Source organism: Streptomyces sp. BR1 (assembly GCF_052373795.1).
Classification (GTDB): Bacteria; Actinomycetota; Actinomycetes; order Streptomycetales; family Streptomycetaceae; genus Streptomyces.
The window spans coordinates 5,690,665-5,710,986 of the sequence record NZ_CM126252.1 but is presented as its reverse complement, the minus strand read 5'-3'; the positions used below and the strand labels follow the sequence as shown (position 1 = coordinate 5,710,986).

Sequence of the window (20,322 nt, the reverse complement as noted above, 5' to 3'; positions counted from 1 at the left end):
CGCTGGTAACACGGCACCACCCCGGCCGTCACCCGCAACATGCGCTCGTTGGCTGTCCCTTGACCGCAGTCGCAGTAGCAGTAAGCGCCCCGCGGGGCGGACGTGGCCGTTCGACTGGAGATTGCACGTGGCCGGGCGCATCGAGGATTACGCACTCATCGGAGACATGCAGACCGCCGCGCTGGTCTGCCGGGACGGCACGACCGACTGGTTGTGCCTGCCACGCTTCGACTCGCACGCCGTCTTCGCCGGACTGCTCGGCACCGATGAACACGGCTTCTGGCGGATCGGCCCGGCCCACGCGGCCGACGCCGCGCCACCCCGGGCGGACCGGCGCCGCTACCGGGGCGACTCGCTGATCCTGGAGTCGGAGTGGGACACCCCGCGCGGCACGGTCCGGGTGACCGACTTCATGCCGCCGCGCGACGGCGCGCCGCAGCTGATCCGGATCGTGGAGGGCGTCACCGGCCGGGTGCCGATGCGCAGCGCCCTGCGGATGCGTTTCAGCTACGGGCGTGTCGTGCCCTGGGTGCACAAGGTGGACGGCCGCACGGTCGCGGTCGCGGGCCCCGACTCGGTCTGGCTGGACACGCCGGTCGACACATACGGCAAGAACCTCACCACGTACTCCGATTTCACCGTCTCCCCCGGCGAGCGCATCGCGTTCACGATCAGCTGGCAGCCCTCCCACAAGGAGCCGCCCGCGCTCTCCGAGCCGGAGGCGGCGCTTGAGGCGACCGAGGACTTCTGGCGGGAGTGGGTCGAGCACTGCACGTACCACGGGCCCTACCGCGAGGCCGTGGTCCGCTCGCTGATCACCCTGAAGGCCCTGACCTACGCCCCCACCGGCGGCATCGTCGCCGCGCCCACCACCTCGCTGCCCGAGGACATCGGCGGCTCGCGCAACTGGGACTACCGCTACACCTGGCTGCGCGACGCGGCGATCACCCTGTCCTCGCTGCTGCGCACCGGCTACCGCGAGGAGGCCCGCGCCTGGCGTGAGTGGCTGCTGCGGGCGGTCGCGGGCGACCCCGAGAACCTGCAGATCATGTACGGGATCGCGGGCGAGCGGGAACTCGGCGAGGCCGAGCTGGACTGGCTGCCCGGATACGAGAACTCGGCCCCGGTCCGGGTCGGCAACGGCGCCGCCCACCAGCTCCAGCTGGACGTGTACGGCGAGGTCACCGAGGCCCTGCACCTGGCGCACATGACGGGCCTGGCCCGCAACGACTACGCCTCCCTGCTCCAGCTCAAGCTCATCCGCTACCTGGAGGACCACTGGGACCAGCCCGACGAGGGCATCTGGGAGGTGCGCGGCCCGCGCCGCCACTTCGTGCACTCCAAGGTGATGGCCTGGGTCGCCGTCGACCGCACGATCAAGCTGATCGAGTCGGGCGACGCGGACGGGCCGCTGGAGAAGTGGCGCGAGCTGCGCGACGACATCCACCGCGATGTCTGCGAGAAGGGCTACGACAAGGAACGCAACACGTTCACGCAGTCGTACGGCTCCAAGGAGCTGGACGCCTCGCTGCTGCTGATCCCGCAGATGGGCTTCCTGCCGCCGGACGACAAGCGCGTCATCGGCACCATCGAGGCGATCCAGCGCGAGCTGTCCACGCCCGACGGGTTCATCCTGCGCTACCCCACGGCGGGCGAGGAGGCGGGCTGCGACGGCCTGGAGGGCGACGAGGGCGCGTTCCTGGCCTGCTCGTTCTGGCTGGCGGACGACCTGGCCATGATCGGCCGGGTCGACGAGGCCCGGAAGCTCTTCGAGAAGCTGCTGTCGCTGCGGAACGACGTCGGGCTGCTCGCCGAGGAGTGGGATCCGCGGTTGCAGCGGCAGGTGGGGAACTTTCCTCAGGCGTTCAGCCATGTTCCGCTGATCGATACGGCGCTGCGGCTGACCGCTTCGGGTGCGTACGGGGGGTAGGAGTTCGGGGCCATCTCTTTCGGGTGCGGACCGTGCTGGGCTTGTCGCGCAGTTCCCCGCGCCCCTAGCGGGGTTGCCCCTTAGGGTGGAAATGTCCTGTTCCCTCCGAAAGGGGGGCGTCATGACCTCCCCCTCCAAGGCGGGCACGGCCCTCGCCGAGCTTCGCGAAGATCTCTCCGGTGATGTGTACGCGCCGGGTGATCCGGGCTACGACGAAGCCCGGCAGGTCTTCAATGTCATGATCGACCGCCGCCCCGCCGTCATCGCGCAGTGCGAGTCCGACGCGGATGTGGCGACCGCCGTGCGCTTCGGCCGTGAGCTCGATCTGAAGATCGCCGTGCGGGGCGCCGGCCACAGCGTCGCGGGGCAGGCCGTCAACGACAACGGCCTGGTCGTCGATCTGCGCCGGATGCACGAGGTCACCGTCCACCCCGCCGCCCACGCCGTACGGGTCCAGGGCGGCGCCACCATGAGCCAGCTGGACCTCGCCACCACGGAGTACGGGCTCGCCACGACCGGCGGCCGGGCCTCCACGACGGGCGTCGGCGGCTTCGTCCTCGGCGGCGGCACGGGGTGGCTGGACCGCGCCTTCGGGCTCGCGGTCGACAACCTCCTCGGCGTCGAGCTGGTCACGGCGGACGGCACGGCCCTGACCGCGAGCGCGGAGGAGAACCCCGAGCTGTTCTGGGCGCTGCACGGCGGCGGCGGCAACTTCGGCGTCGCCACCTCGATCACCCTGCGCCTGCACGATCTGCCGGCCTTCTCCATCGCGATGCTGATGTACCGGCCGGAGCTCGGCCCCGAGGTGATCCGCACCTACCGCGAGCTGATCGGGACCGCCCCGCCCGAGGCGGGCGGCGGGGTCCTCTATCTGACCGGCCCGCCCGAGGAGTTCATCCCCCCGGAGCTGGTCGGCAAGCTGCTCTGCGGCGCGCTCCTGACGTACGCGGGCCCGGCCGACCGGCTCACCAAGCTCGCCCAGCCGCTGCTCGCGCTGCCGCACGAGGTCGAGATCGTGGGCGACATGCCGTACCCGCAGGTGCAGACCATGTTCGACGACCCGCCGGGAATGCGGAACTACTGGTCGGCCGAGTATCTGACCGGCCTGCCGGACGAGCTGATCGATGTCTTCTGCGCCCGGGCCGACAGCCTCCCGGCGCCCACGGTCCAGCATGTGGTCTTCCCGCAGGGCGGCGCGATCGCGTCCGGCCCCGCCGAGTTCCCGGTGCCGTACCGGGACGCGCCGTGGGCGGTGCACCCGTTCGCGATCTGGGAGGACGCGGCGGACGACGAGCGCTGCAAGCAGTGGGTCAAGGACGTGCGCGCCGACGTGCGGCCCTGGTCGACCGGTGCGGTCTACCTCAACTTCATCGGCGACGAGGGCCAGGACCGGGTGGTCGCGGGCCTCGGCGCCGAGAACACCGCACGGCTCGCCGCCGTCAAGCGGCAGTACGACCCCGACAACGTCTTCCGCTACAACCACAACATCGCCCCGGGCTGACCACCGCCGCCGTCCGTGTCGTACCGTGACCCGCATCACGTCCGTACGACAAAACACGAGGTGAACCCCATTGGACACCCAGGGCGGGATCACCGTGCGGCGGGCGCTGGAGCTGCCGGGGCTGCGCGGCGGGCTCCCCGAGGTGGTGGCGGGCGCGGAACGCCTCGGCCGGACCGTGCGCTGGGTGCACGCGGGCGAGGTGCCCAACATCGCGTCACTGCTCAAGGGCGGCGAGCTGCTGCTGACCACGGGCCTGGGCCTGGGCACCCGCCCCGCCGAACAGCGCGCCTTCGTACGGCGGCTCGCCGACCGGGGCATCGCCGCGCTGGTCGTGGAGCTCGGCCCGCGCTTCAGCAGGCTGCCCGCGACGATCGTGGACACCGCCCGCGCGGCGGGCCTGCCGCTGGTGGCGCTGCACCGCGAGGTCGCGTTCGTGACGGTCACCGAGGAGATCCACACCGAGATCGTCAACGGCCATTACGCCCTGCTCCAGCGTGCCGAGGAAGTCCACCGGCGCTGCACGGAAGCGCTGCTCTCGGGCGGCGGGGTGCCGCAGGTCCTGTCGATCCTGGCCGACTTCACCGCCAACCCCGTGTTCCTGGAGACCCCGGACGGCCAGCTCCTCTACGCGGCCGCGGGCTCCGGCGAGGCGGGCGCGGATCCGCTCCAGGTGTGGGAGGGGCTGCGCGGCCAGCGCGAGTCCCGCGAGTCGGGGCCGCCCGCAGGGTCGGTCCTGGTGGACGTGCCGGGCGGCGGCCACGGCACCGGGGCCGTGCGGGCCCGGCTCGTGCTGCTGGCGGTCGCGTCGCCGCTGCTGCCGGTCCACCGGATGGCGGCGGAACGGGCGGCGGCCATCCTCGCGGTGGTGCTGATGCAGGCGCGCCAGGAGGAGGAGCTGGCCGCGCGCGGGCGCGGCGACTTCCTGACCGACCTCGCGGAGGGCCGGATCACCGCCGAGGACGCGCCCGGCCAGGCGAAGGTGCTCGGCTTCAAGCCGGGCGAGGGCCCGCTGCTTCCGGTGGTGATGCGGCTGACCACCGAGTTCTCGGAATCCTCCGCCACCGGCAACTGGGCGGTCCTGGCCCGCGCGGTCCTGGAGGAGCTGTCGTCGGTCGGGGTGCCGGTCCTGTTGGGCGTACGTCCGGTGGAGGGCCGGGTGCCGCTGCTGCTGGGGCTGCGCTCGGAGTCGGAACGTACGGCCGTGGCGGACCGGGTCGCGGCGGCGCTGCGGGCGGGTGTGGAGCGGGCGGGGCTCGCCCGGGCCGGGGCGCAGCCCGTCGTGGTGGTCGGGGTGGCGGGCGGCTGGGCGGCGGCCACGGCGGGGCTGCGCCACGCGGCCGAGACGGCGGCGGCCGCGCAGGGCCTGCCCGAGCTGCCCTGGTACGACGCCCGGCGCCTGGACATCGACCTGCTGCTGTGGCGACTGCGCGAACACCCGGATCTGGCGGCGTTCGTGGAGCGCGCGATCGGCCCGCTGCGCACCCACGACGCGGCCTCGCGCCCACCGCTGCTGCCGACCCTGGAGGTCTATCTGGCGCACGCGGGCCGCAAGGCGGAAACGGCCCGCGAACTGCACCTCAACCGCCAGACGCTCTACAACCGGCTGGCCCGCATCGCGGAACTACTGGGCACGGACCTGGACGACCCACAGACGGTCCTGGCACTGTCGTTGGCGCTACGGGCCCGCCGCCACGTCCCCTGAGCGTCCCTGTGCCTAAAGGGCGCGGGGCTGTGTCATTTCGCGGCTCCGCCGCATGGGCGCGACCAGCCACGCACGGCCCGCAGTCGAATACCGCCTAGTGACGGTTAGTCAACTCATCGTAAACACTGAGTACTTGGGCAACAGTCTCATCCTCGGTAGGCCAGTCCGCCGCCTGCACAGGCCCCGCCTCGGCGAGTTCGAGCCGCCGCACCGGATCCCCCAGCAGCCGCACAACCGCGTCCGCCAGCGCGACAGCGTCCCCGTACGGAACAAGCTCCGCCGCGTCCCCGACCAGCTCCGGCACCCCACCGACGGCGGTGGCGACCAGCGGCACGCCAAGCCGCAGCGCCTCCTGCGCAAGGAGCGCGCGCCCCTCCCAACGGCTCGGCAGCACGGCCACATCGGCGGCGGCGAGCAGCTCGGTGACGTCGTCGCGCCGCCCGATCAGCCGCACCGGCAGCGCCTCGGCCTCGATGCGCCGCTGGAGCGCGGCCCGCTCCCGCCCCTCCCCCGCGATCACAAGCAGCGGTACGGGGTCGAGCCCGCGCCAGCCGTGGGCGGCGTCCAGGAGCACGTCGTACCCCCGGTGCTCGACCAGGCTGCCCACCGCGACGAGCAACGGCCGGTCCACCACGCCCAGTTCGGCCCGCGCCTTGCCGTCGGCGACCGGGGTGCGCGGCCCGGGCACCGCGATCGCGGCGAGCCGGGCGTCCCGGGCGCCGTGCCGCCGGGCGCGGTCGACCAGGTCGGAGGAGGTGCCGAGCACCACGGCGGCCGCGCGGGCGGCCCGGCGCTCCAGGACGCGCAGCAACTGCCCCCGCGCGCCTTCGGCATGGGCGAGGGCGTGCCAGGTGACGACGAGCGGGACCGCGCCGCGCCCGCCCATCGCGAGCGCGGTCCGCACCGCTGCGTTCAGGCCGTGCGCGTGCACCACGTCCGCGCCCGCGCAGACCGCCCGCAGTGCGCCCACCGCGACCGGGTCGCCGCGCCGGGGGACGGGCACGAAGTGCGCGCCCGCGCCCCGGAAGTCGAACTCCCGCTCCAGCGCGGCCGGTGCGCACACGGTGACCCGCACCCCGCGCGCGGCGAGGCCCGCGGCGAGGGAGCGCACATGCGCGCTGCTGCCCGCGCTGCCGCCGCCCAGCACTTGGACCGTACGCAGCTGTGACACGTGAACAGGCTCCCCGGTCGGCGGTCGGGCGGTGTGGGCCCCGGCCAAGAATGCCAGCCCGTACGGACGTTCCGCTCCCGTCCGGACGTTTCCCTGCGTCCACGGCGGGCGGACCCGGACGAGGGACCACCCACACGGGTGATCCCCGAGGCCCGCGTCTTACGCCGTACTCCTTGTGACGCCTAGCCCTCGGCCCGCGCGGTGGCCAGCAGCTCCTCCGCGTGGGCGCGGGCGGTTTCCGAGTCCTCCTGGCCCGCCAGCATCCGGGAGAGCTCGCGGACGCGGTCCTCGCCCTCCAGGACGGTGACGCCGGAGCGGGTCACCGTGCCGTCGTTCGTCTTCTCCACCAGCAGCTGGCGGTCCGCGAAGGCCGCCACCTGGGGCAGATGGGTCACCACGACGACCTGCGCCGACTTGGCCAGCTTCGCCAGGCGTCGGCCGATCTCGACCGCCGCCCGGCCGCCGACACCCGCGTCGACCTCGTCGAAGAGGTACGTCGGTACGGGATCGGTGCCCGCGAAGACCACCTCGACCGCCAGCATCACCCGCGAGAGCTCACCGCCGGAGGCGCCCTTGGCGATGGGCCGGGGCGGGGCGCCGGGGTGCGGGGCGAGCAGCAGCTCGACCTCGTCGGCGCCGGTCGGGCCGTACGCCACGGTCCGCCCGCCCACCTCGACGCCCTCGGCGTCATCCACCTGCCGTACCGCGAACGACACGCGCGCGTGCGGCATCGCGAGGGACGCGAGCTCGGCCGTCACCGCGTCGGCGAACCGCGCGGCCGCCTCCGTACGGGCATCCGTCAACTCCTGGGCGAGCAGCGACAGTTCACCGCGCAGCCCGTCGCGCTCGGCGGTGAGCTCGCCGATCCGGTCGTCGTCGCCGTCCAGCTCGGTCAGGCGTGCCGCGCCTTCCTGCGCCCAGGCCAGGACCGCCGTGATGTCCTCGCCGTACTTACGGGTGAGCGCGGTCAGCGACGCCCGCCGCTCCTCGACGGCCGCGAGCCGCAGCGGGTCGGCGTCCAGGTCGTCCGCGTACCCGGCGAGTTCACCGGCCACGTCGCCGAGCAGGATGCCGACCTCGCCGATGCGCTCGGCGAGCGCGGCCAGCGCCGGGTCGTGGGAGCGTACGGCCTCAAGGGCCCGGTGCGACCCGGCGACCAGCGTGGTCGCGTCGACGCTCTCGGGGTCCTCGGGGTTGCCCGCCAGGGCCGCGTGCGCGAGGGCCGCGGCCGACGCCAGCGCCTCCGCGTGGCCGAGCCGCTCCGCCTCCGCCGCGAGCTCTACGTCCTCGCCCGGCAGCGGTTCGACCGCCGCGATCTCGTTGAGGCCGAACCGCAGCAGATCCGCTTCCTGCGCCCGCTCGCGCGCCCGCGTGGTCAGCTCGTCCAGCTCCACGGCGACGGACCGCAGCCGCCGGTAGGCCTCCGCGTACTTGGTGAGGGGTCCGGTGACCGCGTCGCCCGCGTACCGGTCCAGGGCCTCGCGCTGGCGGGCCGGGCGCAGCAGGCCCTGCTGGTCGGTCTGGCCGTGCACCGCGACGAGTTCGTCGGCGAGCTCCGCGAGCACGCCGACCGGCACCGACCGCCCGCCGAGGAACGCCCGCGAGCGGCCCTCCGCCGAGACGGTACGGCTGACCAGCAGCGCGCCCTCGTCGAGTTCGGCCCCGGCCTCCTCCGCCCGGATCGCCGCGGTGCCGCCCGCGCGCAGCGCGATCCGCCCCTCGACGACCGCCGACTTGGCGCCGATCCGCACCAGGGCGGGGTCGGCGCGCCCGCCGAGCAGCAGCCCGAGGCTGGTGACGACCATGGTCTTGCCCGCACCGGTCTCGCCGGTCACCGCGGTGAACCCGGGCGACAGCTCGACGACCGCGTCGTCGATGACCCCGAGCGACCGTATCCGCATCTCCTCCAACACGCCCCCGACCTTACGAGGTCCCGGGGCCTGATTGCGACGCCCCCCGCACGCTCACCCTCCCGGGCCACCTGCGCTCACCCTCGGGTTAACCCCCGGTTGATCCTGACGGCCGCCCCATTCACCCAGCACCACCCCCTCCACCAGGCTTTTCACCATGAGCACAGGACTGGCCCATTCGGCCCTGCGCGGCCACCGCCCCGCTTTCATCGGTACGTTCGTCGCCGCGATGTTCGCCGCGACCGTGGTGAGCGCGTCGATGACGATGCTGATCAGCACCTCCCCCGACGGCCTGTCCCCGCAGGCGCGTGCCGCTCTGTCGGCCAATGACATCGGCGACATGTCGGTGGTGATGCTGATCGGATCCATCTATATGTCGATCTTCGTGATCGCCTCGACGATGGGTACGGCGGTCACCCAGCAGCACCGCGAGCTCGCGCTGGTACGGGCGATCGGCGCCCGTCCCCGTCAGATCAGGCGGGCCGTGGTCGTCCAGGCCGTCGCCGCCGCCGTCCCGGCCGCGGGGACCGGGTTCCTGCTCGGCGGGGGCGTGCTGAGCCGGGTCTGGTTCGCCGGGATGCGCGACCACGGGCTGATCCCGGCGGAGGTGACGTACCGCTTCACGTGGCTCGCGCTGCCGGTCTGCCTGGCGGTCGCGGTCGTGACGTCGTCGCTCGCGGCGCTGCTCGCCTCGCTGCGGTTCTCGCTGCTGCGGCCCGCCAGGGCCCTGGACGAGGCCTCGGCGGGCCGCCAGGGCCTCGGGTGGCTGCGGGGCCCGCTGGGCGTCGTCGCGGTCGCGGGGGCGTGCACGCTGTCCGTCGCACTCTCGAAGCAGTCCGCCGACAAGGCCGCCCAGGGCGCGTTCCTGGTCCTGCTGCTGTTCTGCCTGGGCGCGGGGCTGCTCGGCCCGAAGGTGGTGGGCCCGGCGGCCCGCCTCGTGTCGGCCCCGGCCCGCCGGTTCGGCGGCAGCGCCCGGCTCGCGATGCTCAACGTCCGCTCCCAGCCCCGCCGTTTCTCCGCCGCCGTGGTCCCGCTGGTCCTGGTCACCGGCTTCGGCCTCACCAAGATCGCGATGCATACGACGGCGGCCCACCGCACCGGCTCCTCGGGCAGCGCGGGCGAGGTGTGGCTGGACTACTTCGGCACCGGCCTGTACGCGGGGTTCGCCGCGATCGCCGCGGCGAACACCCTCGCCATGATCTCCTTCGAGCGCCGCCGCGACATCGCGCTGCTGCGCGTGGTGGGCACGCTGCCCCGCCAGGTGCGGGCGATGGCCGCGTGGGAGGCGGCCATCGTGGCGGCCACCGCGCTGGTGCTCGGCTCGGTGATCGCGCTTGCCACGCTCGCGCCCATGCTGGCGGCCCAGTTCGGCTCGCCGGTCCCGTATCTGCCGTGGCCGACAGCCCTGGCCATCACCACCGGGACCGTACTCCTGACGCTGCTCGCGACCGGCCTGCCGGTACGGGCGGCGCTGCGCAGGCGCGCGATCAGGACGCTCAACGCGACCTGACCGGACGCCTGCTGAGACCGGCTCAGTGCGGCGCGCCGCGCCAACCGCTCACCGGCAGCGCGAACTTCGCGACCAGGCGGTCCGTGAACGAGGCGTGGTGCAGCCGTGCGAGCCGCACCGGCACCGCGCCACGGCGGACCTCCACCCGTGCCCCGGGCGGCAGTTCGACCGTCCGGCGCCCGTCGCACCACAGCACCCCGTGCGGGGTGTGCGGCTGCACCTCCACCGCGAGCACCGAACTCGGCGAGGTCACCAGCGGCTTGGCGAACAGCGCGTGCGCGCTGATCGGCACCATCAGCAGCGCCTCGACCTCCGGCCACACCACCGGCCCGCCCGCCGAGAACGCGTACGCGGTGGAGCCGGTCGGCGTCGCGTACACGATGCCGTCGCAGCCGAACCCGGTCACCGGACGGCCGTCGATCTCCAGGACGACCTCCAGCATCCGCTCGGGCGACACCTTCTGCACGGCGGCCTCGTTCAGCGCCCAGTCGGTGTGGACCACATCGCCGTTGCTGTGCACCACGACGTCGAGGGTCATCCGCTCCTCGACCTCGTACGCGCGCGTGACCACCCGGTCGACGACCTTGTCCAGGTCGTCCCGCTCGGCCTCGGCGAGGAAGCCGACCCGCCCGAGGTTGACGCCGAGCATCGGCACCCCCGACGCCCGCGCGAACTCGGCGCCGCGCAGCAGCGTCCCGTCCCCGCCGAGCACGATCAGCAGCTCACAGCCGTCCAGGCACTGCGGCGTGGCCTCCTTCACCGTCTTCACGGCGTCCGGCAGCGGCAGATCGGCCGCCTCCGCCTCCAGGACGCGTACGCCGATGCCGGACCGCAGCAGCCCCTGCACCACCAGCTCCGCGCTGCGGATGGCGGCGGGCCGCCCCGTGTGCGCGAGCAGGAAGACCGTCCGTACCCCCTCGTCCTGTCCCTGTGCCGCCTCTGCCGAACTGGTCGTGCTCTCCAACGCGCTCAACTGGGTCCCTCCGCCACTGCACGGTCGACATCCGCCGGATCGAGCGCGGGCGCCCCCGCCCGCAGCCACAGAAAGTATTCGACATTGCCGGAGGGTCCGGGCAGCGGGCTGGCAGTGACGCCCACCACGCCGAGGCCGAGGGCCGCGGCCTGCGCGGCCACCGTCCGTACGGTCTCGGCCCGCAGCTCGGGGCTGCGCACCACCCCGCCGCTGCCCAGGCGGTCCTTGCCGATCTCGAACTGCGGCTTGACCATCAGGACCAGGTCCGCGTCGGGCGCCGCGCACCGCACGAGCGCGGGCAGCACCAGCCCGAGGGCGATGAAGGAGAGGTCCCCCACGATGATGTCGACCGGCTCGCCGTCGATGTCGTCGAGCGTCAACTCCCGTACGTTGGTACGGTCCTTGACGGTGACCCGGTCGTCGCTCTGCAGGGACCAGGCGAGCTGTCCGTAGCCGACGTCCACGGCGACCACGTGCCCGGCGCCGGAGCGCAGCAGGACGTCCGTGAAGCCGCCGGTGGAGGCGCCCGCGTCCAGCGCCCGGCGCCCCTCGACCTTCAGCCCCCGCGGCACGAACGCCGCGAGCGCCCCGGCCAGCTTGTGGCCGCCGCGCGAGACGTAGTCCGGGTCGCTGTCGTCGTCGGCGACCACGATGGCGGCGGCGGTCTCGACCTGGGTGGCGGACTTGGTGGCGACGGTCTTGCCCACGGTCACCCGCCCCGCGGCGATCAGCTGGGCGGCGTGCTCGCGCGACCGGGCGAGTTTCCGGCGGACCAGCTCGGCGTCGAGGCGGCGGCGTGCCACTCCTGCCACGTTCGGTTCAGCTCCTGTTGTCGTACGGATGCGGTACCGGGGCCGGTGGCCCCGGGCGGGCGTCGAGCGCGGTCAGCGTCTCGCGCAGCCCCCGGTGTACATCCTCGTACACGTCAAGGTGTCCGTCCGTATCGAGGTGGTCGACGTCGCCGAGCCGCTCGACCAGGGCGTCCACCCCGGCGTCGCCGGTGGGCTCGCGGGGGACGCCCAGGGGTGCCGGGCCAACCGGGTCTGCGGGGCTGTCGCCCACGCCGGCGTCCGCCTCGGGCCCCGGCATCAAGTCACTCATGCCACGACGCTACCGCGTGGCCCTGGGGTACGGTCGATCACGATGGCGACCACGCAGGAGTGCCGCGCGGCACTCGACGAGCTTTCGGACAACATGGCGGGCGCGGAGGGCGACGTGCACGCCGCCGCCGCGCTGGACCGCTCGCTGAGCTGCCACATCACGGACCTGGACATCACGTTCACCGGACGCCTCCGGGACGGCCGTATCCACGTCCACGACACGCTGGACGGCCCGCCCCGCGACCGCGCCCAGATCCGGCTCGCCATGCGGGGCGACGATCTGGTGGCGCTGGTCGGGGGCGACCTCGACTTCGCCCGCGCGTGGGCCACCGGCCGGGTCCGCCTGGAGGCGGGCTTCCGCGACCTGCTGCGCCTGCGGACGCTGCTCTAGGACCCTGTGGACGCCACCGCGGCCCGCTGCCGGGCCGCCGGTACCACCAGCGGGGTGCCCGTCTCCGGGTCGTCGATGACCTGGCAGCGGACCTGGAACACCCGCTCCACCAGCTCCGCCGTGACGATCTCGGACGGGGGACCCTCCGCGACGATCTCGCCGCCGCGCATCGCGATCAGATGCGTGGCGTACCGGGCCGCCTGATTGAGGTCGTGCAGCACCGCGACCAGGGTGCGCCCCTGCTCCTCGTGGAGCTGGGCGCAGAGGTCCAGGACCTCGATCTGGTGCTGGATGTCGAGGAACGTCGTCGGCTCGTCGAGCAGCAGCAGCGGCGTCTGCTGGGCGAGCGCCATCGCGATCCACACCCGCTGGCGCTGCCCGCCCGAGAGCTCGTCGACGTACCGCTCCCCCAGCTCGCCGACCCCGGTCGCCTCCATCGACTCCCGTACGATCCGCTCGTCCTCGGCCGACCACTGCCGCAGCAGCCCCTGGTGCGGGTAGCGGCCGCGGGCCACCAGGTCGGCGACGGTGATCCCGTCCGGCGCGACGGAGGACTGCGGCAGCAGTCCCAGCGTCCTGGCCACCTTCTTCGCGGGCATCGCGTGGATGGTCTCCCCGTCGAGCAGCACCCGGCCCCGGCTGGGCTTGAGCATCCGCGACAGGGCGCGCAGCAGCGTGGACTTGCCGCAGGCGTTGGGGCCGACGATGACCGTGAACGAGTGGTCCGGGATCTGGACCGACAGGTCCTCGGCGATGACCCGCTGGTCGTAGCCGAGGGTCACCGAATCGGCGCTGAGGCGCTGCATGCTCGTACTCCTGGAATCCGTACGGGGGTTGGGGAGGTGCGGGGCGCTCATATCCGGCCCGCCTTGCGCTCGGTGACCAGCAGCCACAGCAGATAGAGACCGCCGAGCACCCCGGTCACCACGCCCACCGGCAGCTTGCTCTCGCCGAACAGCCGCTGGGAGGCCCAGTCGGCGACGACGAGCAGGGTCGCGCCCATGCAGCCGGCGGCCAGGATGTTCGGCCCGGTGGCGCGGGTGAGACGGCGGGCGAGCTGCGGCGCGGTGAGCGCGACGAAGGAGATGGGACCTGCCGCGGCGGTCGCGGCGGCGTTGAGCAGCACGGCGGCCAGCATCAGTACGGTCCGGGTGCGCTGGACGGGCACGCCGAGCGCGTACGCCGCGTCGTCGCCCATCTCCAGCATCCGCAGCGGCCGTCCGTACGCGAGGATCGCCGGGAGCAGCACGGCGAACAGCGCGAGCAGCGGCCAGACCTGGGCCCAGTCGCGCCCGTCGAGCGAGCCGGTCAGCCACACCATGGACCGGGTCGCGTCGACCAGCTGCGCCTTGGTGAGCAGGTACTGGATGCAGGCGGTGAGCATCGCGGCGGTGCCGATGCCGACGAGCACCAGACGGTACCCGTGCACGCCCTTCTGCCAGGCGAGGACGTACACGGCGACACCGGTCGCGAGCCCGCCGATCAGCGCGCCGACCGCGACCTCGGTGGCGCTGCCGCCGAACCACACGATGACGACGAGCGCCCCGACCGCCGAACCCTGCCCGAAGCCGATGATGTCCGGACTGCCCAGCGGATTGCGGGAGATGGACTGGAAGACCGCACCGGAGATCCCGAGCGCGGCGCCGACCAGGAGACCCACGAGCACGCGCGGCAGCCGCAGCTCGTTGACGATGAAGTCCTGCTGCGCGGTGCCGCCGCCGAAAAGGGTGCGGACGACGTCGACGGGCGCGATGTCGAAGTCGCCGCTGCCGACCAGGACCACGCCCGCTGCGAGCGCCGCGACGAGCAGCCCCACGACGACGACCAGCGAGCGGGGGTCGAGCCGGAAGGAGTAACCACCGGGCGTACGAACAGCCTTGACGGACGACTTCGGTGACGGCTTCACGGTCGGCTTCACAGGTGGGCCATCCTCTTGCGGCGTACGAGAAAGATGAAGACGGGCCCGCCGATGAGCGCGGTGACGATGCCGACCTGGAGCTCGGAGGGCCGGGTGACGACCCGACCGACGACGTCCGAGCCGAGCAGCAGCACCGGCGAGAGCACGGCGGCGTACGGCAGGATCCAGCGCATGTCGGGCCCGGTGATGGCCCGGACGATGTGCGGGACCATCAGCCCGATGAAGACGATCGGCCCGCAGGCGGCGGTCGCGGCCCCGCACAGCAGGGTGACGGTGACCATCGACAACACGCGTGTACGGGTCAGATGGGCGCCCAGGGCTCGCGCGGTGTCGTCGCCGAGCGCCATCGCGTTGAGCGGCCGGGCGATGAGCGCCGCGAGCACCAGACCGGCCACCACGAACGGCGCGATCCGGGTGACCGTGGCCGTGTCGGCGGAGGCCAGCGAGCCCACCGACCAGAACCGCAGCCGGTCCAGGGCCGCCGAGTCCATCAGCTGCACGGCGTTGATGTAGCCGTAGAGCGCGGCCGTCGCGGCCGTTCCCGCGAGCGCGAGCCGGACCGGGGTGGCGGCCCGGCTGCCGCCCAGGATGTACACGAGCGCCGAGACGACCGCGGCCCCCGCGAAGGCGAACCACACGTATCCGGTGAGGCTGGTGACGCCGAAGAAGCTGATGGCCGAGACGACGGCGGCGGAGGCGCCCGCGCTGACCCCGAGGATGCCGGGTTCGGCGAGCGGGTTGCGGGTGAGCGCCTGCATCACCGCGCCGGAGACGCCGAGCGCGGCCCCGACGAGCAGTCCGAGCAGGGTGCGGGGGACGCGGGTGTCGTGGACGATGACGTCGTTGGCGGTGCCGGAGTAGTGGAACAGCCCGTGCCAGACGTCCGACACCGGTATCTGTTTCGCACCCACCGCGATACTCGCGACGGCCACGAGGGCCAGCACGCCCAGGGACACCAACAGCCCGGCGGCGCGCATCGCGTGCCGCCGGGGGGTCGCGGCCGGGTTCGGCTTCGGTAGCGCGGGGTCGGTCGTCGCGCCGGGCTCGGGAGGGCTGTCTACCAACACCCGAGTTAGGTTAGCCTACCCTCTCAAGCCCCCGACAGACCCCTTGATCTTTTACGACCTGTCGCACGAGGGAACAGGAGCGGCCAGGTTCACCACCTGCCCACTCCCCGACGTCACAACCCCAGCCGCGCCAGCGCCTTCCCCGCGTCCAGGTCGCACGTACCGTCCCCCGCGTACGTCCACGCCGCCGCGCACAGCGCCCGCAGCCCGTCGATCGGCTCGCCGTCGCCGTCCAGCGCGAACGCCTCGTCGCGCACGGCGGCCGTCCACCCGCCGCACAGGAACTCACCGCTGTTTTCGGCCACTTCCGGCTGGCCGGTCAGCATGCCCCGCAGATCCGCGTCCACGAAGGTGGGCCGGTGCTCGGGCCGGGCGGCGAGCAGCTGGGCGCCGTCGGTCACCCCGGTGAGGACGAGCAGCGAGTCCACCCCGCCGTTGAACGCCCCCTCGATGTCCGTGTCGAGCCGGTCCCCGACCACGAGCGGCTTGCGCGCACCCGTCCGCAGAATCGTTTCCCGGTGCATGGGAGGCAACGGCTTGCCGGCCACGGTCGGCTCGGCGCCGGTCGCGATCCGCACCACCTCGACCGCCGCGCCGTTGCCCGGCGCGATGCCGCGCCCGCTCGGGATCGTCAGATCGGTGTTGGACGCGAACCACGGCGCCCCGGCCGCGATCGCGTAGGACGCCTCCGCGAACCGGCTCCACGCGAGGTCCGGCCCGCCGTACCCCTGCACCACCGCCGCCGGATCGTCCTCGGCCGACTCCACCGGGACGAGCCCGCGCTCGCGCAGCGCGACCCGCAGCCCCTCCCCGCCGATCACCAACACCCGTGATCCGTCCGGGACATGCTCGGCGATCAGCCGCGCCACCGCCTGCGCCGAGGTGATCACATCACCGGGCTCGGCGGGTACGCCCAGCTCGGTGAGGTGCGCGGCCACCGCGTCGGGGGTGCGCAGCGCGTTGTTGGTCACGTACGCGAGATGCATCCCGCCCTCGCGCGCGGTGCCCAGGGAGTCGACCGCGTGCACGATCGCCTCACCGCCCGCGTAGACCACCCCGTCAAGATCCAGCAGAGCCGTGTCGTACGCCTCGCTCAGCGCCACCGCGCTGCCGCTCGGCCGGGTCCTGCTCGGCTGGCTCATCCTCATCCACTCCTCGCTCGATGCTCTCCCCCGATCATCGCGCATGTCCGCACCCCACTTACCATGCACCAATGACCACAACTGGGCGTGCGGACGACGGGCTGCGCCTGATCCCGTTCCGAGGACTGCGCTATGTACCCGAGCGCGTCGGCAGCCTCGCGGCCGTGACCTCCCCGCCGTACGACGTGGTGGTCCGCCCCGACGGCCTGCTGCACCTGGAGTCGGCGGACCCGTACAACATCGTCCGGCTGATCCTCCCGCAGGCGGCCACGCCCACGGCGCGCCACCAGCAGGCCGCGCTGACCCTGGAGGACTGGCTCTCGGAGGGCGTCCTCGCCCCCGATCCGGAACCCGCGCTCTATGTGTACGAGCAGGTGGGCGGCGGACTGCTCCAGCGCGGGCTGATCGGGGCGCTCGCCCTGTCCGAGCCCTCCGAGGGCGTCGTGCTGCCGCACGAGGACGTGATGCCGCACGTCGTCGAGGACCGCGCCGACCTGATGCGGACGACCGCCGCCCACTTCGAGCCGCTGCTGCTCACGTACCACGCCGAGACGGGCGCGAACGGGAGCGCGGCGGGGCTGAACGGAAGCGCGGCCACCGGTCCGGGGGGCGCGGGCGCCGTGATCGAGCGGACCGTACAGCACGAGCCGCTGCTCGCCACGACGACCGAGGACGGCTACAGCCACCGGCTGTGGGCGGTCACCGACCCCGCCGACCTCGCCGCGATCCAGGCCGACCTCGCCCACCACCAGGCGGTCATCGCCGACGGCCACCACCGCTGGGCGACCTACCTGCGCCTGCGCTCCGAGCAGTCCGGCCCCGGCCCCTGGGACTTCGGCCTGGTCCTGCTCGTCGACACGGCCCGCTACCCGCTGCGGGTACGCGCCATCCACCGCCTGCTGCACCGGCTTCCGGTCAGCGAAGCGCTGGCCGCCGTGGCCGAAACAGGTGCCTTCCGCGTCCGTACGTTCGCGGTGCCGCTGCCCGACGCGCTGGACCTCCTGGCGGAGGCGAGCGCCGAGGGCAACGCGTTCCTGCTGGCGGGCGACGGCCGCTTCCACCTCCTCGACCGGCCCGACGAGGACCTCCTCGCCCGCACGATCCGCACGGACCGCCCGCAGGCCTGGCGCGACCTGGACGCCACCGTGCTCCACTCCACGCTCCTGGACCACGTCTGGCGCATCCCGGACGCGCCCGAGCACATCATGTACATCCACGACACGGCGGCCGCCGTCGAGCAGGCGGAACGGCGCGGCGGCACGGCGGTGCTCATGCATCCCGTACGCGAAGAGGTCGTCCGCGACCTGGCCCGCCAGGGCGTGACGATGCCCCGCAAGTCGACGTCCTTCGGCCCGAAGCCCGCGACGGGCCTGGTGCTGCGGAGCCTGACGGTGAGCTGACGCCTTTTTCAGGGCGCGGATACGAGAAAGGGCGGCACCCCGACCGGGGTGCCGCCCTTTTTACTCAGTGGGTTCAGGCCTTGTCGGCCTGGCCCTTGTCCGCGTCGGTGTCAGCGTCCGCTGCCACGACGGGCTGGTCGGCGACGGCCTCGATGTCGAGGTCGTCGTCGGCGTCCACGTCGGCACGCTCGTCGTCCTCGTCGGGCGCGCTGTCCGACTCACCGGCGACGTCGAGCTCCGGCTCGTCGGCGATGACGTCGGCGTCCAGCTCATCCTCGTCGGTCATGGCGTCCACGAAGTCCACGCCGTCCATCTCGGCCAGACGGTCCGAGGCGTCCGTGGCGCCGTCCTTGTCGGACTCCAGCGCCTTGGCGAACCACTCGCGCGCCTCGTCCTCACGGCCGGCGGCGAGCAGCGCGTCGGCGTACGCGTAGCGCAGACGCGGGGTCCACGGCTGGACCGAGTTGGAGGCCAGCTCCGGGCTCTGCAGGGTCACGATGGCGGCGTCGAGCTGGTCCATGTCCCGGCGCGCACCGGCCGCGACCAGGCGCATCTCGACCTGACCGGCCTTGTCCAGCTTCTGCACCTCGGGCGCACCGGCCATCTCAAGGGCACGCTCGGGCCGGCCGAGGCCGCGCTCGCAGTCGGCCATGACGGGCCACAGCTCGACGTGCCCGGTCATCCGCTTCGCGGCCCGGAACTCGGCCAGCGCCTCGGAGTACTTCTGCGTCGCGTACGCGGCGAACCCGGCCGCCTCGCGGACCGCAGCCACACGGGAGGCGAGCCGCAGCGCGATACGCGAGTACGCGTACGCCTGCTCGGGGTCCTCGTCGATCAGCCGGGCCACCATGACGAGGTTCTGCGCGACGTCCTCGGCGAGGGTCTTGGGCAGGCTCAGCAGCTCCTGACGCACGTCCTCGTCGATCTCGTTGCCGGTGACGTCCTGGTCGATCGGCAGCCGCTTGATCGGCTCACGGTCGCGCTCCCGCTCACGGCGGTCGTCGCCACGGTAGCCGCCGCGGTCGTCACGGCCGCGGTACCCACCACGGTCGTCGTCGCGACGCGGTCCACGGTCGTCGCGACGGAACCCGCCACGGTCGCCGCCGCGGTCATCGCGACGGAACCCACCGCGGTCGCCGCCCCGGTCGTCACGGCGGTCATCGCGACGGAACCCACCGCGCTCGTCGTCGCGGCGCGGGCCACGGTCATCGCGACGGTCGTCACGGCGGAAACCACCACGGTCGTCATCGCGACGGGGGGCCGGACGGTCATCGCGACGGCCGTAGCCACCGCCAGAGGGACGGCCACCACGGTCGTCATCGCGGCGGAACGAGGGGCGCTCATCACGACGGTCATCGCGGCGGAAACCACCACGGTCGTCATCGCGACGCGGGGCCGGACGCTCGTCACGACGGTCGTCACGGCGGAAGCCGCCACCGGTACCGCCACGGTTGTCGTCACGACGACCGTAGCCACCACCGGACGGACGACCACCACGGTCATCGTCACGGCGGAACGAGGGGCGCTCATCACGACGGTCGTCGCGACGGAATCCACCACGGTCGTCGTCGCGGCGGGGGGCCGGACGGTCGTCACGACGGCCGTAGCCACCACCGGAGGGACGACCACCGCGCTCGTCGTCACGGCGGAAGGACGGACGCTCGTCACGACGGTCGTCACGGCGGAAGCCACCACGGTCGTCATCACGACGCGGAGCCGGACGGTCGTCACGACGGAAGCCGCCACCGGTACCGCCACGGTTGTCGTCACGACGACCGTAGCCACCACCGGACGGACGACCACCACGGTCGTCATCACGGCGGAACGAGGGGCGCTCATCACGACGGTCGTCACGGCGGAAGCCACCACGGTCGTCATCACGACGCGGAGCCGGACGGTCATCGCGGCGGAAGCCGCCACCGGTACCGCCACGGTTGTCGTCACGACGGCCGTAACCGCCACCGGAGGGACGGCCACCACGGTCGTCATCACGACGGAAGGACGGACGGTCGTCGCGACGGCCATAGCCACCGCCGGAACCGCCGCCGTAGCCGCCACCGGACGGACGACCGCCACGGTCGTCGTCACGGCGCGGGCCACGGTCATCGCGGCCTCGGTCATCACGGCGGTCGTCGCGGCGGAAGCCGCCACCGGAGCCACCACGGCTGTCGTCGCGGCGGCCGTAGCCACCGCCGGAGCCACCACGGCTGTCGCCGCGGTTGTCGTCACGGCGCGGGCCGCGGTCGTCACGACCGCCCCGGTAGCCGCCCCTGTCACCGCCGTCACGGCTGCGCCACTCGCGCTGCGGACGGTCCTCGGGAGAGTTGGTGGACATCGGTGCGACTCCTGTCTTCGGGTACTGCTAGTCATTCTCGCGCAGTCGGCTGCCCGACGCGCTTCGGCAAATTGAAACAAAAACAAAAAAGGACCCTTGGTCCCAGCGTGAACGCTGGGACCAAGGGTCCTGAAAGATTGTTCGGCGGCGTCCTACTCTCCCACAGGGTCCCCCCTGCAGTACCATCGGCGCTGAAAGGCTTAGCTTCCGGGTTCGGAATGTAACCGGGCGTTTCCCTAACGCTATGACCACCGAAACCCTATCGGTTTCGA

The 20,322-nt window shown here is 73.0% G+C and carries 16 protein-coding genes, 1 rRNA gene and 1 pseudogene; 6 read left to right on the top strand and 12 right to left on the bottom strand.

Annotated elements, in window-relative coordinates:
• The first annotated feature begins 127 nt into the window (after positions 1 to 127).
• The 3 genes from ACT1U9_RS24920 (at position 128) to ACT1U9_RS24910 (ending at position 5,133) form a co-directional block, all read left to right on the top strand.
• Positions 128 to 1,930 (top strand): glycoside hydrolase family 15 protein, encoded by a 1,803-nt coding sequence (locus ACT1U9_RS24920; protein ID WP_444534881.1) that lies wholly within the window; start codon positions 128 to 130, stop codon positions 1,928 to 1,930.
• A 121-nt stretch (positions 1,931 to 2,051) separates the two neighbouring features.
• Positions 2,052 to 3,431, top strand: coding sequence for an FAD-binding oxidoreductase (locus ACT1U9_RS24915; protein ID WP_444534880.1), 1,380 nt, complete (start codon positions 2,052 to 2,054; stop codon positions 3,429 to 3,431).
• Between the two features lie 70 nt (positions 3,432 to 3,501).
• On the top strand, positions 3,502 to 5,133 hold the full coding sequence (locus ACT1U9_RS24910; RefSeq protein WP_444534879.1) for a PucR family transcriptional regulator: 1,632 nt from the start codon (positions 3,502 to 3,504) through the stop codon (positions 5,131 to 5,133).
• Between the two features lie 94 nt (positions 5,134 to 5,227).
• On the opposite strand, the gene ACT1U9_RS24905 is transcribed toward ACT1U9_RS24910, so the two are convergent.
• Both ACT1U9_RS24905 and recN read right to left on the bottom strand, forming a co-directional pair.
• Positions 5,228 to 6,304 (bottom strand): glycosyltransferase family 4 protein, encoded by a 1,077-nt coding sequence (locus ACT1U9_RS24905; protein WP_444534878.1) that lies wholly within the window; start codon positions 6,302 to 6,304, stop codon positions 5,228 to 5,230.
• A 182-nt stretch (positions 6,305 to 6,486) separates the two neighbouring features.
• Positions 6,487 to 8,205, bottom strand: coding sequence for a DNA repair protein RecN (gene recN / locus ACT1U9_RS24900; RefSeq protein ID WP_444539237.1), 1,719 nt, complete (start codon positions 8,203 to 8,205; stop codon positions 6,487 to 6,489).
• A gap of 166 nt (positions 8,206 to 8,371) precedes the next feature.
• Between recN and ACT1U9_RS24895 the strand changes: the two genes are divergently transcribed.
• A complete protein-coding gene (locus tag ACT1U9_RS24895; protein ID WP_444534877.1) occupies positions 8,372 to 9,724 on the top strand; it encodes an FtsX-like permease family protein in 1,353 nt (450 codons plus the stop codon).
• A 22-nt stretch (positions 9,725 to 9,746) separates the two neighbouring features.
• Here the strand turns inward: ACT1U9_RS24895 and ACT1U9_RS24890 are convergent, their stop codons facing one another.
• The 3 genes from ACT1U9_RS24890 to ACT1U9_RS24880 are packed head-to-tail and all read right to left on the bottom strand — an operon-like array spanning position 9,747 to position 11,798.
• Complete coding sequence (locus ACT1U9_RS24890) at positions 9,747 to 10,688, bottom strand: NAD kinase (RefSeq protein WP_444539236.1); 942 nt, start codon at positions 10,686 to 10,688, stop codon at positions 9,747 to 9,749.
• Between the two features lie 5 nt (positions 10,689 to 10,693).
• Positions 10,694 to 11,509, bottom strand: coding sequence for a TlyA family RNA methyltransferase (locus ACT1U9_RS24885; protein ID WP_444534876.1), 816 nt, complete (start codon positions 11,507 to 11,509; stop codon positions 10,694 to 10,696).
• A 7-nt stretch (positions 11,510 to 11,516) separates the two neighbouring features.
• Positions 11,517 to 11,798 carry a hypothetical protein gene (locus ACT1U9_RS24880; RefSeq protein WP_444534875.1) on the bottom strand — a complete coding sequence of 94 codons (282 nt, stop codon included), beginning with the start codon at positions 11,796 to 11,798 and terminating at the stop codon, positions 11,517 to 11,519.
• A gap of 42 nt (positions 11,799 to 11,840) precedes the next feature.
• Between ACT1U9_RS24880 and ACT1U9_RS24875 the strand changes: the two genes are divergently transcribed.
• Entirely contained in the window at positions 11,841 to 12,188 is a 348-nt protein-coding gene (locus ACT1U9_RS24875) for a sterol-binding protein (protein ID WP_444534874.1), read from the top strand.
• Here the strand turns inward: ACT1U9_RS24875 and ACT1U9_RS24870 are convergent.
• The 4 genes from ACT1U9_RS24870 to ACT1U9_RS24855 form a co-directional block, all read right to left on the bottom strand.
• Entirely contained in the window at positions 12,185 to 12,994 is an 810-nt protein-coding gene (locus ACT1U9_RS24870) for an ABC transporter ATP-binding protein (RefSeq protein ID WP_444534873.1), read from the bottom strand. The two genes, ACT1U9_RS24875 and ACT1U9_RS24870, sit on opposite strands and share 4 nt — an antisense overlap.
• Before the next feature lie 47 nt (positions 12,995 to 13,041).
• Positions 13,042 to 14,106, bottom strand: a complete 1,065-nt coding sequence (locus tag ACT1U9_RS24865) for a FecCD family ABC transporter permease (RefSeq protein ID WP_444534872.1) — start codon at positions 14,104 to 14,106, stop codon at positions 13,042 to 13,044.
• Positions 14,103 to 15,173, bottom strand: a complete 1,071-nt coding sequence (locus ACT1U9_RS24860) for a FecCD family ABC transporter permease (protein WP_444534871.1) — start codon at positions 15,171 to 15,173, stop codon at positions 14,103 to 14,105. Before ACT1U9_RS24860 ends, ACT1U9_RS24865 begins: the two co-directional genes overlap by 4 nt.
• A 113-nt stretch (positions 15,174 to 15,286) precedes the next feature.
• Positions 15,287 to 16,315, bottom strand: coding sequence for an HAD hydrolase-like protein (locus tag ACT1U9_RS24855; RefSeq protein ID WP_444534870.1), 1,029 nt, complete (start codon positions 16,313 to 16,315; stop codon positions 15,287 to 15,289).
• A gap of 71 nt (positions 16,316 to 16,386) precedes the next feature.
• Here ACT1U9_RS24855 and ACT1U9_RS24850 point away from each other — a divergent pair, with 71 nt between their 5' ends.
• Positions 16,387 to 17,715, top strand: coding sequence for a DUF1015 domain-containing protein (locus ACT1U9_RS24850; RefSeq protein ID WP_444534869.1), 1,329 nt, complete (start codon positions 16,387 to 16,389; stop codon positions 17,713 to 17,715).
• Between the two features lie 73 nt (positions 17,716 to 17,788).
• On the opposite strand, the gene ACT1U9_RS24845 is transcribed toward ACT1U9_RS24850, so the two are convergent.
• The 3 genes and pseudogenes from ACT1U9_RS24845 to rrf all read right to left on the bottom strand — a co-directional run bounded on the left by ACT1U9_RS24845 (position 17,789) and on the right by rrf (position 20,306).
• Positions 17,789 to 18,628, bottom strand: a complete 840-nt coding sequence (locus ACT1U9_RS24845) for a hypothetical protein (protein ID WP_444539235.1) — start codon at positions 18,626 to 18,628, stop codon at positions 17,789 to 17,791.
• 81 nt (positions 18,629 to 18,709) lie between these two features.
• Positions 18,710 to 19,564, bottom strand: a pseudogene (locus tag ACT1U9_RS24840) (tetratricopeptide repeat protein); the annotation flags it as partial.
• Between the two features lie 625 nt (positions 19,565 to 20,189).
• Positions 20,190 to 20,306: ribosomal RNA gene (gene rrf, locus ACT1U9_RS24835) — 5S ribosomal RNA — on the bottom strand.
• Positions 20,307 to 20,322: the final 16 nt, after the last annotated feature.

Excerpts from the sequence above, each read along its gene's own strand:
- ACT1U9_RS24915 (WP_444534880.1), top strand. The coding sequence starts at position 2,052 with ATGACCTCCCCCTCCAAGGCGGGCACGGCCCTCGCCGAGCTTCGCGAA.
- recN (WP_444539237.1), bottom strand. The coding sequence starts at position 8,205 with ATGCGGATACGGTCGCTCGGGGTCATCGACGACGCGGTCGTCGAGCTG.
- ACT1U9_RS24895 (WP_444534877.1), top strand. The coding sequence starts at position 8,372 with ATGAGCACAGGACTGGCCCATTCGGCCCTGCGCGGCCACCGCCCCGCT.
- ACT1U9_RS24880 (WP_444534875.1), bottom strand. The coding sequence starts at position 11,798 with ATGAGTGACTTGATGCCGGGGCCCGAGGCGGACGCCGGCGTGGGCGAC.
- ACT1U9_RS24875 (WP_444534874.1), top strand. The coding sequence starts at position 11,841 with ATGGCGACCACGCAGGAGTGCCGCGCGGCACTCGACGAGCTTTCGGAC.
- ACT1U9_RS24870 (WP_444534873.1), bottom strand. The coding sequence starts at position 12,994 with ATGCAGCGCCTCAGCGCCGATTCGGTGACCCTCGGCTACGACCAGCGG.
- ACT1U9_RS24855 (WP_444534870.1), bottom strand. The coding sequence starts at position 16,315 with ATGAGCCAGCCGAGCAGGACCCGGCCGAGCGGCAGCGCGGTGGCGCTG.
- ACT1U9_RS24850 (WP_444534869.1), top strand. The coding sequence starts at position 16,387 with ATGACCACAACTGGGCGTGCGGACGACGGGCTGCGCCTGATCCCGTTC.